Origin of the sequence: Polaromonas sp. CG_9.5, assembly GCF_035984465.1 — a bacterium.
Classification (GTDB): domain Bacteria; phylum Pseudomonadota; class Gammaproteobacteria; order Burkholderiales; family Burkholderiaceae_C; genus Polaromonas.
Window position 1 is genome coordinate 38,615 of the sequence record NZ_JAXCHR010000010.1, and the last position, 14,839, is coordinate 53,453.

At 59.0% G+C, this 14,839-nt stretch carries 17 protein-coding genes; 4 read left to right on the plus strand and 13 right to left on the minus strand.

Going from position 1 to position 14,839, the window contains the following annotated elements:
- Window positions 1–3: 3 nt before the first annotated feature.
- From rsmD to RCH06_RS09835, 3 genes are read right to left on the minus strand one after another with little or no spacing between them, the layout of a single operon-like run.
- Window positions 4–687 (minus strand): 16S rRNA (guanine(966)-N(2))-methyltransferase RsmD, encoded by a 684-nt coding sequence (rsmD, locus tag RCH06_RS09825; protein ID WP_327081280.1) that lies wholly within the window; start codon window positions 685–687, stop codon window positions 4–6.
- Window positions 684–2,036, minus strand: a complete 1,353-nt coding sequence (locus tag RCH06_RS09830) for a M16 family metallopeptidase (RefSeq protein WP_327081281.1) — start codon at window positions 2,034–2,036, stop codon at window positions 684–686. The genes rsmD and RCH06_RS09830 overlap by 4 nt, the downstream gene beginning before the upstream one ends.
- Window positions 2,037–2,066: 30 nt before the next feature.
- Window positions 2,067–3,566, minus strand: coding sequence for a M16 family metallopeptidase (locus RCH06_RS09835; RefSeq protein WP_327081282.1), 1,500 nt, complete (start codon window positions 3,564–3,566; stop codon window positions 2,067–2,069).
- A 28-nt stretch (window positions 3,567–3,594) separates the two neighbouring features.
- On the opposite strand from RCH06_RS09835, the gene ftsY reads away from it, so the two are divergent.
- The 3 genes from ftsY (at window position 3,595) to rpoH (ending at window position 6,402) form a co-directional block, all read left to right on the plus strand.
- Window positions 3,595–4,749 (plus strand): signal recognition particle-docking protein FtsY, encoded by a 1,155-nt coding sequence (ftsY, locus tag RCH06_RS09840; protein ID WP_327081283.1) that lies wholly within the window; start codon window positions 3,595–3,597, stop codon window positions 4,747–4,749.
- Window positions 4,750–4,828: 79 nt separating this feature from the next.
- Complete coding sequence (locus RCH06_RS09845; RefSeq protein WP_327081284.1) at window positions 4,829–5,098, plus strand: hypothetical protein; 270 nt, start codon at window positions 4,829–4,831, stop codon at window positions 5,096–5,098.
- 365 nt (window positions 5,099–5,463) lie between these two features.
- On the plus strand, window positions 5,464–6,402 hold the full coding sequence (rpoH, locus tag RCH06_RS09850; protein ID WP_327081370.1) for an RNA polymerase sigma factor RpoH: 939 nt from the start codon (window positions 5,464–5,466) through the stop codon (window positions 6,400–6,402).
- Window positions 6,403–6,467: 65 nt separating this feature from the next.
- Here rpoH and RCH06_RS09855 read toward each other — a convergent pair whose 3' ends face one another.
- The 5 genes from RCH06_RS09855 to RCH06_RS09875 all read right to left on the minus strand — a co-directional run bounded on the left by RCH06_RS09855 (window position 6,468) and on the right by RCH06_RS09875 (window position 10,894).
- The gene (locus RCH06_RS09855; protein WP_327081285.1) at window positions 6,468–7,100 is read right to left on the minus strand and encodes an SCO family protein; all 633 of its coding nucleotides are present in this window, start codon (window positions 7,098–7,100) and stop codon (window positions 6,468–6,470) included.
- A complete protein-coding gene (gene cyoE / locus RCH06_RS09860) occupies window positions 7,097–8,014 on the minus strand; it encodes a heme o synthase (protein WP_327081286.1) in 918 nt (305 codons plus the stop codon). The genes RCH06_RS09855 and cyoE overlap by 4 nt, the downstream gene beginning before the upstream one ends.
- On the minus strand, window positions 8,011–9,195 hold the full coding sequence (locus RCH06_RS09865; RefSeq protein WP_327081287.1) for a COX15/CtaA family protein: 1,185 nt from the start codon (window positions 9,193–9,195) through the stop codon (window positions 8,011–8,013). Before RCH06_RS09865 ends, cyoE begins: the two co-directional genes overlap by 4 nt.
- Before the next feature lie 224 nt (window positions 9,196–9,419).
- Window positions 9,420–10,052 carry a hypothetical protein gene (locus RCH06_RS09870; RefSeq protein ID WP_327081371.1) on the minus strand — a complete coding sequence of 211 codons (633 nt, stop codon included), beginning with the start codon at window positions 10,050–10,052 and terminating at the stop codon, window positions 9,420–9,422.
- 98 nt (window positions 10,053–10,150) lie between these two features.
- Window positions 10,151–10,894: an SURF1 family protein gene (locus RCH06_RS09875; RefSeq protein WP_327081288.1), complete on the minus strand. Its 744-nt coding sequence runs from the start codon at window positions 10,892–10,894 to the stop codon at window positions 10,151–10,153.
- A gap of 18 nt (window positions 10,895–10,912) precedes the next feature.
- Here RCH06_RS09875 and RCH06_RS09880 point away from each other — a divergent pair, with 18 nt between their 5' ends.
- Window positions 10,913–11,134 (plus strand): twin transmembrane helix small protein, encoded by a 222-nt coding sequence (locus tag RCH06_RS09880; RefSeq protein WP_327081289.1) that lies wholly within the window; start codon window positions 10,913–10,915, stop codon window positions 11,132–11,134.
- 91 nt (window positions 11,135–11,225) lie between these two features.
- Here RCH06_RS09880 and RCH06_RS09885 read toward each other — a convergent pair whose 3' ends face one another.
- Genes RCH06_RS09885 through ctaD form a run of 5 tightly spaced genes read right to left on the minus strand, consistent with a single transcriptional unit; the run spans window position 11,226 to window position 14,795 of the window.
- The gene (locus RCH06_RS09885) at window positions 11,226–12,107 is read right to left on the minus strand and encodes a cytochrome c oxidase subunit 3 (protein ID WP_327081290.1); all 882 of its coding nucleotides are present in this window, start codon (window positions 12,105–12,107) and stop codon (window positions 11,226–11,228) included.
- Between the two features lie 58 nt (window positions 12,108–12,165).
- Window positions 12,166–12,384, minus strand: a complete 219-nt coding sequence (locus tag RCH06_RS09890) for a DUF2970 domain-containing protein (protein WP_327081291.1) — start codon at window positions 12,382–12,384, stop codon at window positions 12,166–12,168.
- 2 nt (window positions 12,385–12,386) lie between these two features.
- Window positions 12,387–12,995: a cytochrome c oxidase assembly protein gene (locus tag RCH06_RS09895; RefSeq protein ID WP_327081292.1), complete on the minus strand. Its 609-nt coding sequence runs from the start codon at window positions 12,993–12,995 to the stop codon at window positions 12,387–12,389.
- A 34-nt stretch (window positions 12,996–13,029) separates the two neighbouring features.
- Window positions 13,030–13,152, minus strand: coding sequence for a cytochrome oxidase small assembly protein (locus tag RCH06_RS09900; RefSeq protein ID WP_327081293.1), 123 nt, complete (start codon window positions 13,150–13,152; stop codon window positions 13,030–13,032).
- Window positions 13,153–13,157: 5 nt separating this feature from the next.
- The gene (gene ctaD, locus RCH06_RS09905) at window positions 13,158–14,795 is read right to left on the minus strand and encodes a cytochrome c oxidase subunit I (RefSeq protein WP_327081294.1); all 1,638 of its coding nucleotides are present in this window, start codon (window positions 14,793–14,795) and stop codon (window positions 13,158–13,160) included.
- Window positions 14,796–14,839 lie beyond the last annotated feature (44 nt).

The window sequence follows — 14,839 nt, forward strand, 5'->3', positions numbered from 1 at the left end:
AAATCAGGCCGGCAGCGGCTGCGGCTCTTGCGGCGTTGCTTCGCGCTTGGCCAGCAGGTGAAAATGCACCGCCCCCGCCTTGGCGCTGCGGTGAATCTTCAGGCCCAGCGGCGCCAGTTCCTCATCGAGCCAGACGCGGGGCGCTTCCAGATACACCATGCCGGTCGGGCTGATGGCCTGGGCGGCGGCTTTCAAGGCGGCCTCAAACACGGTCGAGTCAAAAGGCGGGTCAATCAGCACCAGTTGCAGGCTGCCGGCATCGAGCCGCTTGAGCGCGCTCAGCCCGTCGCCGCGTTCAACGCGCACGGTACTGGCTTTGAGCCGCGCCTGCACGGCCTTGAGCTGCAACACCAGCGCCGGGTCTTGCTCGCACAGCAGCACGTCAGCCGCACCGCGTGAGGCGGCTTCAAAACCCAGCACGCCGGTGCCGGCAAACACATCGGCGCAGCGCCAGCCGGTCAGGTCCTGGCCGAGCCAGTTGAACAGGGTTTCGCGCACGCGGTCGGGCGTGGGGCGCAGGCCGGGGTGACTGGGTACAGTGATTTTGGTGCGCCGGTACTGGCCGCCGATGATGCGGATTTCACCCGGCGGCTTGAGGTGGGCGGTGCCCTTGGGCTTGACGGTTTGGGCTTTGGCCGAGGGTTTTCCAGCCGGCTCGATGGCGATGGGTTTGGGTGTGTATTTCATTTTGCGGCTCCGAGAATAACAGTGACCATTTTTTCGGGCTGCAATTTACGGCCAAAAGCGGCCTTGATGTCGGCCACGCTGACTTTTTGAACCTGCTGCGTCCAGGTGTCGAGGTAGTCGAGCGGCAAATCGTTCCAGGCCATGCCGGCCAGGTTGCCCAGCAGCTTGCCGTTGCTGTCGATGCGCAGCGCAAAGCCGCCAATCAGGTTGTCCTTGGCAGCCTGGAGTTCTGCTGGCGTTGGCCCGCCGGCCACAAAGTCGCTCACCACCTGTCGGGCAATTTTGACTGCCTGCGCGGTTTGGTCAGGCCGGGTCTGCAGGCCGACGGTGAAACTGCCGGCGTTCAGGGCGGGCGAAAAGGAGCTCGAAACGCCGTAGGTCAGGCCGCGCTTTTCGCGCACTTCGTTGGTCAGGCGCGAAACAAACCCCCCGCCACCCAGAATGTAATTGCCCACAATCAGCGGGAAATAGTCAGGGTCGGCCCGCTTGAATCCGGGCTGGCCGATCAACACATGCGCCTGCGCCGAATCGAAAGGAATGTTGATTTCCTGGGCCTTTTCAAGCGGCGCAACTTCAGGCACGACCGGCAACGGCGGCAGGCTGGCGCATGGCACTTGCGGCAGCCGTGACAGCAGCCGTGCAGCCAGCACATCGGCCTGCGCGCGCGTGACGGCGCCCACCATGCTGATGCGGGCGCGGCAAGCCACGACGCCTGCGACATGCGCAGCCTGCAGGTCAGCGACGCTGATGCGCGCCAGCGTGGCGTCGGTCATTTCATAGCCATAAGGGTGCTGGCCATAGACGGCTTTTGCATAGGCGCGGCCAATCACGCTGGCCGGTCGGGTGTAGGACTCCTTGAGCGCGGCTTGCAGACGCTGGCGTTCACGCATCCAGACGGCGTCGGGATAAGACGGCTCAGCGATCTGACGCGCCGCCAGCGCCACGGCCTGGTCGAGCAGGGCCGGGTCGGTCAGCGAGCGCAATGAAAAGCTCATGCGGTCGGCGGTCGCCCCTGCGCCAAATTGCGCGCCCAGGTCGGCCCAGGCTTCGCCGAGAGCATTTTCATCAAGCGCGGGTGCTGCCCCGCTTGCGCGCACGCCTTTGTCCACCATGTCGGCCGTCATGCTGGCCAGCCCGACCTGTTCGGGCGGGTCGCGTCGACTGCCGGCGTCAAAGTCGATCTGCACATCGAGCATGGGAATAGCCGGGCTTTCGACCAGATAGACCTGCGCGCCGCTGGTTTGCGTCCAGTGCTGGACTGGGATCGTCGCCAGCGCCAATGTATGAACAAAAAGGCCTGCTGCGCACACCGCTATTGCGCGAGCAGCTATTTTTTTAGTAGCAATCATGATTTAGTCAATCAGGGGTTCAGGGCGGGTTTAATGCAGGTCGCCGCGCATGGGGGCAACCGCTTTGGACGGCTTGCGGTTGGGATCCATCGGTTGCGGCAGCAAAGTCGCCTGCGTCATCTGGTCGTCACTGAAATATTTGGCTGCCACCGCCTGCACTTCGGGGGCGGTAATGGTGCGCAGCTGGGCAATCAGGCGCGTGCTGGCGTCCAGCGGCAGCCCCTGAACCCAGTTCGAGCCGAGTTCACGCGCCTGGCTGAACACCGAGTCGAGCTTGTAGGTTTCACTGGCGACCCACTGGGTTTTGACGCGCTGAAGTTCGGCCTCGCTGACGCCTTCGCGCGCCACCAGCGCGACTTGCTGGCGCAGGGCATCGGCCACCTGCTGCGTGGTTTTGCCTTCAGCCGGAACCCCGTCGAGCGTGAACAGTTGTGGCCCCCGGCCCAACAAGCCGCTGGAAGCACCGGCGCTGTCAGCCACGCGGCCACCGGCTGACTGGCCCTGCCCTTGCACCAAGGCGCGCTCCAGCCGCGCGCCGCTGTAGCCGTCGAGCACGGCGGCCAGCACCGTCAGCGCCAGTGCTTCGCGGCTGGCGGAGGCCGTCGGGGAAGCTGCGCCGGACGCTTGCAGATCAGCCGCCTCGACCTTGGGCACCTTGAACGCCATGCTGACATAGGCCTGGCTGGCGGGTGCCTTGAAGTCAAGGCTGCGCATGCCGGCCTGTGCAGGCTCGGTGCGCGGTTTGCGCTCGGGCACCGGGCGCGCCGGAATGCCGCCGTAGTATTTCTCGGCCAGCTTTTTGACCTGCGCTACTTCAACATCGCCGGCTACCACCAGCGCCGCATTGGCCGGTACATACCAGCGCTGGTAAAAGCTGCGCACGTCAGCCGGCGTCATGGCGTCCAGATCGCTCATCCAGCCCACAATCGGGCGGCGGTACGGCGACGCCAGAAAGGTGATGGCGGCGGCCTGTTCATACAGCATGGCGTGCGGCGATTCTTCGGTGCGCATGCGGCGCTCTTCCTTCACCACCTCGATCTCGCGCTTGAATTCGTCGTCGGGCCATTGGTTGTGGGCAAAGCGGTCGGACTCCAGCCGCATCACGTCTTCAAGCCTGCTGGCCGGAATCTGCTGGTAATAGCCGGTGTTGTCGCGGCCGGTAAAGGCGTTTTCCTGACCGCCCAATGCCGCCACGCGCCTTGAAAACTCGCCCGCCTTGACCTTCGGCGTGCCCTTGAACATCATGTGTTCCAGCGTATGGGCCACGCCCGACGTGCCATCGACCTCATCCATCGCGCCGACACGCACCCAGAGCATGTGGGCCACGGTGGGCGCCCGGTGATCGGGTTTGACAATCACCGTCATGCCATTGGCCAGGGTGAACTGCTCAACCTGAGGTGGCGGCCCGGCTTGGGCGGCAGTGCCGATCAGCGCCAGGGCAACCGGCAGCAAAGCGCCTGAAAAATGGCCTGCCGCACGTCCGATAAGGAATACTTGAGGCTTGACGGGATTTCGCATGGGGTGTTTCATAGAATGGTGGACTCTACAAGACTATTCAATGTTCAGTTTCTTCAAAAAAAAATTACGCCCTGCCCCGCCGCCGCCCTCAGTTGACGCGCCTGCACCGCTTGCCGCGCCCGTCATCGGCGACGTACCCGCTCTAACGCCACCATCGACGACCCATCTGAAATCGCCCGCCAGCAACGGCGGCTCGATGATTGGCAGTGCGCTGGTGACGCCGATCGACATTCCGAAAGCCATCGCCTTGGTCGTGGCGCCGGAGCGCCAGCCTTGGTTCAGCAAGCTGCAAGACGGCCTGCGCAAAACCGGCTCCAGCATTTCGACTGTTTTTACCGGCAGCCGGATCGACGACCAGCTTTATGAAGACCTTGAAACCGCGCTGTTGATGGCCGATACCGGCGTCAGCGCCACCGAGCATCTGCTCGCTGACGTCAAGCGCCGGGTCAAGGAAGGCGGCATGACGCACCCGGTGGCCGTCAAGAATGCGCTGATCGAATCCATCACGGCACTGCTCAAACCGCTCGAAAGGCCGCTGGTCATCGGTGAATTCACCCCCACCGTCATCATGGTGACGGGCGTCAACGGCGCGGGCAAAACCACGTCCATCGGCAAGCTCACGCGCCACCTGGCCAACGAAGGCGCTTCGGTGCTGCTGGCGGCGGCTGACACTTTCCGGGCCGCTGCGCGCGAGCAACTCAGCGTCTGGGCCGACCGCAACACGGTCGAGATCGTCAGCCAGGAAAACGGCGACCCGGCCGCCGTCAGCTTTGACGCCGTCGTCGCCGGCAAGGCGCGGGGCCGCGATGTGGTGCTGGTCGATACCGCGGGCCGCCTGCCGACGCAGCTGCACCTGATGGAAGAGCTGCGCAAGATCAAGCGCGTGGTGCAAAAAGCCGACGCCACTGCACCGCACGAAGTGCTGCTGGTGATTGATGGCAACACCGGCCAAAACGCGCTGACTCAGGTCAAGGCGTTTGACGACACGCTGCAACTGACCGGCCTGATCGTCACCAAGCTCGATGGCACAGCCAAGGGCGGTGTGCTGGCAGCCATTGCACTGTGGGCGCGTGAACGTGCCAAGTCGTCACCCGGATTGCGGCCCGTTGCGGTGTATTTCATTGGCGTGGGTGAAAAGGTGGAAGACTTAGAGACCTTCAATGCCCGCGAGTTTGCGCAGGCGTTGCTGGGTTGAAAACAGGCAAATTGGCTTCATTTGAGTCGTTTAAAGGATTGCCCACATGTCTAACGCTGTGAGTCAAATTTTTCGTTTTATGTTGAAGCTGGCTTTGGGCCTGTTTGCAGCGCTGTTTGCCATCAGCCTGCTGGCTGCCGCCCTCATCGCCTTCGCGTTCAGCATGTTGAAAGCGTTGATTACCGGCCGCAAACCCGCTTCAGCCGTGGTATTCAGCCGATTCCAGCAGTTTTCACGGCAAGGCCTGTGGCCAGGCAATCCAGCGGCCCAAACCGCCTCCAAAGCCGCCTCAAGCCAGATCGTTGACGTGGAAGCGCGTGAAATCCCCGATGACCGGCGCAATTCCTGATACTGGGGCCAGCCTTTTAGCAACCCCAGCCTGTCACTTCATTATTGATAGCAGTCAGCACCCTGCCAGTATGCACAACAGAGTCTTTTAGCGCTTGAAAGCTTCTGCGGCACAAGAAACGCACCCCTTTCTGCGAATCAGCCAGCGCTTCACATTCAGCACCCTCTCTTTACAAGCGCGAAACCAAGTGCGCTGAACTAAGCCCTCGCGGCGGACTCTTATCTCTATCAGGCACGTATTGATTAGCCTTTCGCTATTCAGCCGATAGAACCTATTGCTTGGCACTCTCTTTAACAGAGTGCTAATATTTCGCATTAGAGAAAAGGAGTTTTGCCATGTCTTATGCCCTTTCCCCCAAGTCCATGATGTCCGGCGCGGTCGCAGCTGCGGCGTCAAACCATGCTGTCGCTGCCGTCAATCCCTGGTCGATGGTGCCCCCTCTGGGCAATCTGGACGCCTATATTTCAGCGGCCAATCGTCTGCCCATGCTTACGTTAGAGCAGGAGCAGGAGTTCTCCAGAAAGCTCAAGGAAAACAACGATCTGGATTCCGCCGGCAAGCTGGTGCTGTCCCATCTGCGTCTGGTGGTCTCGATTTCGCGCAAGTACCTCGGCTATGGCCTGCCCCACAGTGACCTGATCCAGGAAGGCAACATTGGCCTGATGAAGGCCGTCAAACGCTTTGACCCAGACCAGAATGTGCGCCTGGTGAGCTACGCCATGCACTGGATCAAGGCCGAGATCCACGAATACATTCTGAAAAACTGGCGCATGGTCAAGGTGGCTACCACCAAAGCCCAGCGCAAGCTGTTTTTCAATCTGCGTTCCATGAAGCAAGGCTTTAAAGATGATGCGGATGCGGCCACGCACCGCGACACACTGACCGAAAGCCAGATTGACTCAATGGCCAAAACGCTCAACGTCAAGCGCGAGGAAGTCATCGAAATGGAGCAGCGCATGTCGGGCGGCGACGTGCTGCTGGACCCGAGCCCGAGCGATGACGGCGAAGACGCGTTTGGCCCGATTGCCTACCTGGCCGACGCCACGCAAGAACCCACGGCCCTGATGGAGTCGCGTGAACGCGACAACCTGACCACGGGCGGCCTGAGCACTGCGCTGCAGGAACTGGACCCGCGTGCGCGCCGTATCGTCGAAGAGCGCTGGCTCAATGTGAACGATGACGGCTCAGGCGGCATGACGCTGCATGACCTGGCGGCTGAATACAAGGTCAGCGCCGAACGGATTCGCCAGATTGAAGTGGCGGCGATGAAAAAAATGAAGAAGGTGCTGGCGACCTACGCTTGACCTGGCGACCGGCATTTGCCGGTTTCGTTGCCCAAAGCCTGCGCTGAAAAGCGGCAGGCTTTTTTTCAGCTTGATTTGATCAGCAAGCGAATGTCGGAAGCCAGTCCGTCCGCGCCCGAGCCGTAGCGGTTGTACAAGCGGATGCGGCCTTTTTCGTCAAATACATAGCTGCCTGCCGAATGGTCCATGGTGTAACTGCCCGGGGTTTTGCCATCGACTTTTTTGTAGTAAATCTTGAAGTTCTTGGCAACTTGCGGAAGTTGTTCTAGCGTGGGCCGCAAGGCCAGAAACGTCGGGTCGAAGTTGCCCATGTACGCCTTGAGCATCTCAGCGGTGTCGCGCTCCGGATCGACCGTGATGAAAATGGCCTGCAGTTTGTCACCATCGGCGCCAAGTTGCTGCTTGACCTGAGCCAGCTCAGCCATCGCGGTCGGGCAAACGTCAGGGCATTGGGTAAATCCGAAAAATACCACTACGACTTTGCCAGCAAAGTCCTTGAGCGTGCGCACTTTCCCGTTGTGATCTCTCAGGGAAAAACCCTGTGCATAGTCAGCACCCGTCAGGTCAATGCTTTTGAACTGTGGCTTTTCGGGCGAGCAACCCATCAAAAAACCCGACGCAGTCGAAAGCGCCACCAGACTGGCCAGGGTTTTGACAGCGCGCCTGCGGCTGGGCTGCATTGGAAAATTGGTTTTCATAACAGGTAGTGATCCAGCAGCAGCGCTGCAAACAAGGCCGACAGGTGAATCAGCGAAAAACGGAAGGTCTTGCGCGCCAGTGCATCGGAATAACTGCGCCACAGACACCACGCGTAACCACTGAAACCAATACTGAGCACGACCGCCACTGCCAGATACAACCAGCCGCTCATCTTGAAGATAAACGGCATCATGCAGGCAGCAAACAGCACCAGCGTGTACAAAAATATCTGCAGCCGCGTAAATTCATTGCCGTGGGTGACGGGCAGCATGGGCAGACCGGCCTTGCGGTAGTCTTCCACGCGGTAGAGGGCCAGCGCCCAGAAGTGCGGCGGCGTCCAGAGAAAAATGATCAAGAACAGGATCAGCGCTTCCGGGCCGACCGTGCCGGTCATGGCGGCCCAACCCAGCACCGGCGGCATGGCACCCGACGCGCCACCGATGACGATGTTTTGCGGCGTGGTGGGTTTGAGAAGGACGGTGTACACCACCGCATAGCCCACGAAAGTGGCAAATGTCAGCCACATCGTGAGCGGATTGACCCACACATACAAAATCCATGAGCCCAAGGCGCACAGGCCGGCAGAAAATGCCAGCGTCAACGGGTTGCTGAGCTGGCCCCTGGCCGTGGGACGCCAGGCCGTGCGGCGCATCTTGGCATCAATTTGCTGCTCGACCAGGCAGTTAAAGGCCGCCGCTGCACCCGCCACCAGCCAGATGCCGACGCAGGCAATCAGGGCCAGCCGGACATCAGCCCAGGTCGGCACGCCTGGCACGGCCAGCACCATGCCGATCAGCGCACAAAACACGATGAGCTGAATCACGCGCGGTTTGGTCAGGGCATAAAACTGGCTGAACCGGGAGGTAACGGGCGCGCCTGGTGCGGAGGCAGCAGAAGGATGAGGGGGGTTCATGCGGACAACCTCGAAGCATTCAATTTGGATATCCGCGACGACACGGGAATTTTGCGGCTTGAAAAAATAATGCCGGTCAGCACGACCACCAATGCAGCCGCACCGCCGGTATGGGCAACGGCAGCAAACAGCGGCCAACCCAGCACCACATTGCTCAGGCCGGTAATGATCTGAAGCAGCGTCAGTCCGGCCAGCCAGCGGGCCTGTTGGCGCAGGGCAGGAATGCGTTGCAAGCGAAAGGCCAGCAGCATCAGCACGACAAATACTGCATAAGCGGCCAGGCGATGCACATAGTGAATGGCTGTGAGCGCCTGAAAGGTGATGTAGCCGCCTTCATGGCCCGCGCCCAGTTCACGCCACAAGGTAAAACCCTGTTTGAAATCCATCACAGGCCAGAATGAATTCTGGCAGCTGGGGAAATCGGTGCAGGCCAGCACTGCGTAATTGGTGCTGACCCAGCCGCCCAAGGCGATCTGCAGCCATAGCAAGGCAAACGCAGCCATTAAAAACTGCCGGTTTCCCTTGCTCAGGACTGCGGGCAGGGTTTGTTCCTGCACCTGGGCATAACTGACGGACTGCGCACGCAACAACGCCAGCAGGATCAAGCCGCCAAGCAGGTGCATCGTCACAATCGCCGGAAACAACTTCATCGTCACAGTCAGCGCACCAAATGCGCCCTGCAGGCAGACCCAGACCAGCGTCAACACCGGCCACCAGATCGAAAGCAGATGGCTGCGGTTCGGGTCATGCAGGTTGCGCTGTTCTTCACGACGCGCCATCCAGGTCACCAGCGTCAACGTCATGATCAGCACGCCAACGCCGGTTGCCAGATAGCGGTGGATCATTTCAATCCAGGCTTTTGAATGCGTCACCGGGCCGGTCGGCATGGCGGTTTGTGCGGCTTCAATATGCAGCTGCGCGCCGACCGGGCTGGCACTGCCGTAGCAGCCGGGCCAATCAGGGCAGCCCAGCCCGGAATCCGTCAGCCGGGTGAAGGCGCCGAAGATCACCAGATCAAAGGTCAAAAACAGGGTAAACAGTGTCAACAGCCGCAGCCGTCTGGCGATCGGGGCGTTTTTATTGCGTACCCAGATCCAGGCCAGCGGCCCGAGCGCCACCGCCAGTCCCATGACCATCAAGCGCAGCGCCGGGCCGAGGTTGTAGAGGTCTTGCGTGTCCATGTTTAAAAAGCGCCAGAGTTTGCAGCACTTAATAATGTGCTAATGCCGCGTCCGTAAAACTGTATTACCCAATCGATAGACGCGGTAGCCCCAACGCTGCACATCGCCAGGCACAACAAGGTTGCACGCGAGCAGGGGCCGGGGAACCGGCTTCGCCGGGCCGCAGGCGCAGCAACCCCCTCGGGGGGCAGCAAACCACACGAAGTGGGGAGCATGCGGGCCATCTACCGGCCTTCCTTGTCCCAACTGCTGGAAGCGCGCAGCAGGCGGTCCAGGTCGCGCTTGGCCTTGGCGGCAGCGTCCGCATCCATGTCAGCGGGAAAACGCATCATCAGGTTGCCGCGCGGATCAACCAGAAAAATATGGTCTTGCAAGCGCTTGCCGGTCGTCGGCTCCAACCATTGCGTCACATCGCCAGGTGCGACGCGCAACACGGTAGCAGAAGCCAGTGCGGGCAACAAGACTTCGCGCACTGGCGCCTGGTCGTTGATCAGCCAGACGCGGTCCAGGCGTTCTTTTTCCCTTCCCAGCGATTCACGCAGCTGACGCTGGAAATACAGGTTTTGCTCACAGCGAACGTCACAGTTGCCGCCTGCCACGCTCAGCAGCAGCCACTGGTCTTTCAGCGCCGTCAGTTGTCCGGCCTTGCCATTGAGCGTTTGCGTGGCCACTGCGGGCAAGGGACGCTGCGGATCAATCAGCTCACCAAAGTTGCGCCGACCCTCAGGCCGGATCACGTAATAGGCGAAATAGGACGCAACCACCGGGCTGGCGCACACCAGCAACACAAAAATCATTTTCCAGCGACCGGCGCGGGTATCAGCCGGACGCGGCCCGGGTGTATTCAGCGAAGGCATGGCATGGACTGTCAAGCCCAGTGGATGATCGTGGGCTGCAGCGCCGGTGCGAATGGGGGAGGATTCGGAAGAGTCGTTTTTCACAATACTAGGGGCAGTTAGTCGCGGTCTTGGTTATGCAAGGCCGCACGAAAAGGAAGAATTATCTGAAACCAGACATACAGGCCCACCACCAGGGCGAACAAGCCAAACCATTGAAAGGCATAGCCATAATGCTTGTCCACGCCCAGGTTGGGAGCAGTCCATTCGCGCGTCAAGCCTTCGCTCGGCGCGCCGGTTTGCAGCAGCGAAACCTCCAGCAACGGTAAACCGGTTTCAAGGCTGAAAGCGGCCAAGTCCAGATTTTGCCGGATTGAGCCTGTATCCGCCCCCTTGAACTCATAGAGCTTGGACGGAGGCGGGGCAATCCGGCCTTCGACCGTGACCCGTCCGGTCGGTGTGGTGACTTCGGGCAAGCGGGTGCGGTCAGAAAAATTGCGCGCCACCCAGCCACGCTGCACCAAAATCACCTGGCCCGTATCCTGCAACGCCAGCGGCGTCATCACCCAGAAGCCGGTTTTCCCGCTCATCGGCCGGTTGTCAAGGTAAACCGTGTGCGCAGATTGCCAGACGCCTTGCAGCGCCACTTTTCTGTAGACCTCATCCGCTATATTTTTAGTAGCACTAAGCGCCCGCCCATCGAGCGCAGGAAGCATATTCTTTGCATCAATGGCAGTCTGTATGCCTTCTTTTTGTGCAGCGCGGCGCAATTGCCACTGGCCCAGCGAAAAAGTCAATGCGGCCACGAGCACGGCCGCCAGCGTCACCAACCAGAAACGGCGTGAACGCAAGACATCAGTCATGCGCCGATAATCCGCTGCATGACATATCTTGTTGCACTGGCATTCATCGCCATCCTGGCCGGTTTGGGCTCCGCTCTTTTTTTCATGATGAAAGACGGTGCCAATGGCAAACGCAAAACCAGCAACATGGCGCGCGCACTGGCATTCCGTGTCGGTTTTTCGATTTTGCTGTTTGTCTGCATTTTGATTGCGTGGAAGATGGGTTATATACAACCGACAGGCATTCCGTCCGGAATGTAATTGAGACGATGAATAAAAAAGGCCGCGTCAAGCGGCCTTAATGTTGAACTGCCTCAAAGGCAGATCGGTCAGCCTCAGGCGACTCGCCGCCTTAGAGCCAGTAAACAACGACGTAAAGGCCCAGCCACACCACGTCCACGAAGTGCCAGTACCAAGCCGCACCTTCAAAGCCAAAATGCTTGTCGGCTGTGAAATGTCCCTTTTGCAGGCGCAGCGTGATGAACAGCAGCATCAGCATACCGACCAGCACGTGAAATCCGTGGAAACCCGTCAGCATGTAGAAGGTAGAGCCATACACACCCGAGCTCATTTTCAGGTTGAGTTCAGAGTAGGCATGGAAATACTCGTAGCCCTGAACCCCCAGAAACACCGTTCCCAGCAAGACCGTCATCCACATGAAGGCAATGGTGCGGCCACGGTGATTCTCAAGCAACGCATGGTGGGCAATCGTCAAGGTCACGCCAGAGCTGAGCAACAAAGCTGTGTTGATCGTCGGCAACCAGAACGGTGTCATGGTCGTGAACGGCTCTACGATATCGGCGGGCGAGGCGGTCACGCCGGCAGCCAGGCTAGGCCAGACAGCCTTGAAGTCAGGCCAAAGCAAGGCATTGTCCAGACTGCCCAGTGCGGGCACCGAATGCGCGCGCGCCCACCACAAGGCGGTGAAAAATGCGCCAAAAAACATCACTTCGGAAAAAATGAACCAACTCATGCTCCAGCGATACGAAAGATCGATTCGATGGCTGTACAAGCCCCCTTCACTTTCAGCAATCGAGTCCCGGAACCACTGGAACAGTGTGCCCAGCCAGAAAAGCATGCCAAAGGCCAGCGACCAGGCACCCCAACTGGCACCATTGATCCACTGGCTGGCACCCAGAATTACAAAAAACAGGCCGATAGCGGCCATGATCGGATGCCTGGAAGGTCCGGGTACAAAATAGTAGGGGGTTGCCCCGTGGGTTGCTGCTGACATCGCTCGACTCCTGTTTTTCTCTCGAATTTTCACTGATCTTTTAATTTAACCGTAGTGACTAGCGCGCAACCGCCCAGTTCACCAGCAGTATCAAAACGGCTACAAATACAAAAATCCCGATCAACCCCACAGCAATGATGTGAAGAGGACTTAAATTCTTGATATCTTCCTCAAAATCACCCCGTGCACGCAACCCTACAAACGACCAGGAAACTGCCTTGACGGTTCTCCAGAGCGAAGTTTTTTTGCGTGATTTTGCAGAAGACTTTTCAACCATACTCAAGCACCTGCTGCACTGAGTGGAACTACAGTTTGTGCAGCAGCTTTTGACGTGTCCGGCGCAGCAGGCGTCTTGCCGCCCACCTCAAAAAAGGTGTACGACAGCGTGATGGTTTTCACATCGCCAGACAACTTCGGATCAATCACAAAGGCCACTGGCCACTGCTTTTTCTCACCCGGTGCCAGGGTGTACTGGCTAAAGCAAAAACATTCCAGCTTGTTGAAGTGCGGGCCGGCCTGCGCTGGCGCATAGCTGGGAATAGCCTGCGCGGACATGGTTCGGTTCTGCACGTTCTGGAATTCGTACATGACGGTTGTCAATTCTCCCGGGTGCACCTGCACAGAGCTTTTTTCGGGCTTGAAATGCCACGGGCCGCGTGAGTTGGCGTCAAACTCGACCGTGATGGTGCGCGTAAGATCAACTTGCGTGTTGGGCGGCAGTTTTGCCGTCGCCCCTGGAATCTGCCTGTCACCCAGCGCCAGCACATTGATGCCGGTCATTTCACAGATGGCTCTGTAGATGGGCACCAGCGCGTAGCCAAAGCCAAACATGGCAAGAACAATCACGCCCAGCTTGCCCAGCATGTTGAAGTTTTCGCGCTTGATCATCGGTTTGGTTGCCAGGTTTTGAAGTCTTATGGGCTTAGCGGCCCAGAAAAACCATCTTGGCGATGAAGCCCACAAAGAAGACAACCACAACCGACGCCAGGATCAATGCCAGGCGAAGATTGTTTTTCTTCAGTTCAGATTTCACAGGAGTCGTCATGGCGTTCAACCAATGATGCGGGTTGCCGTGGCATCCAGCTTCGGTGGCGTCTCAAAGGTGTGAAACGGTGCAGGCGATGGGACTTCCCATTCGAGGCCCTCAGCGCCCTTGCCGCCTTCATCGAGCCACGGATTTTGCTTGGCGGGCACGCCCTTGCCGCGCATAGCGGGCAACACGACGAAGAAGAAGAAGTAAACCTGGGCAAAACCGAAGAAGAACGCACCGACGCTGGCAATGGCATTGAAGTCAGCAAACTGCATCGGATAGTCGGCATAGCGGCGCGGCATACCGGCCAAGCCCAGGAAGTGCATCGGGAAGAACGTAACGTTGAACGAAATCAGCGACCACCAGAAATGGATCTGACCACGGCGCTCGCTGTACATCACACCTGTCCACTTGGGGCTCCAGTAGTAATAACCGGCGAACATGGCGTAGAGCGACCCGGCCACCAGCACATAGTGGAAGTGGGCGACCACGTAATAGGTGTCCTGCAACTGAATGTCAATCGGTGCTACTGCCAAAATCACGCCGGTCAGGCCGCCGATGGTGAACACGAAGATGAAACCTACGGCAAACAGCATCGGGGTTTCAAAGGTCATGGAACCGCGCCACATCGTGGCGATCCAGTTAAACACTTTCACGCCCGTGGGCACGGCGATCAACATGGTGGAATACATGAAGAACAGCTGGCCCGTGACTGGCATGCCGGTGGTGAACATGTGGTGCGCCCAAACCACGAAGCTCAGGATGGCAATAGAGCCTGTCGCATACACCATGGAAGCGTAGCCAAACAGACGCTTGCGTGCAAAAGCCGGAATGATCTGGCTGATGATGCCGAAGGCAGGCAAGATCATGATGTACACCTCAGGGTGACCGAAGAACCAGAAGATGTGCTGGAACATCACCGGGTCGCCGCCGCCGCCTGGGTTAAAGAAACTGGTGCCGAAATGACGGTCTGTCAGCGTCATGGTGATCGCGCCGGCCAATACAGGCATCACGGCGATCAGCAAATAAGCAGTGATCAGCCAAGTCCAGCAAAACATCGGCATTTTCATCAAGGTCATGCCAGGGGCGCGCATGTTCAGGATGGTCACGATGATGTTGATCGAACCCATGATCGACGAAGCACCCAGCAGGTGAATCGCAAAGATACCAGCATCCATAGCCGGGCCCATTTGCAATGACAGCGGTGCATACATAGTCCAGCCGCCGGCCATGGCACCGCCCGGCAAAAGGAAGGAAGTGGTCAGCATCAGCGCGGCCGGAATCATCAGCCAGAAGCTGAAGTTGTTCATGCGCGCAAACGCCATGTCAGAAGCGCCGATTTGCAGCGGAATCATCCAGTTAGCAAACCCGACAAAGGCCGGCATGATGGCGCCGAACACCATGATCAGACCGTGCATGGTGGTGAGCTGGTTGAACAGTTCCGGGTTGACGAGCTGCAGACCCGGCTGGAACAACTCGGCGCGAATCAACAGCGCCATCACGCCGCCCACCATCAACATCGTGAAGCTGAACAGCAAATACAGCGTACCGATGTCCTTGTGGTTGGTGGCCAACATCCAGCGACGCCAGCCTGTCGGGACTGCATGGTGGTCATGGTCGTCATGCGCATGATCGGGATGGTCTAGAACTGCACTCATCTTGGCTTCCTTTGGTGGCTTGGGCCTGTAGCTTTATCTTTGGG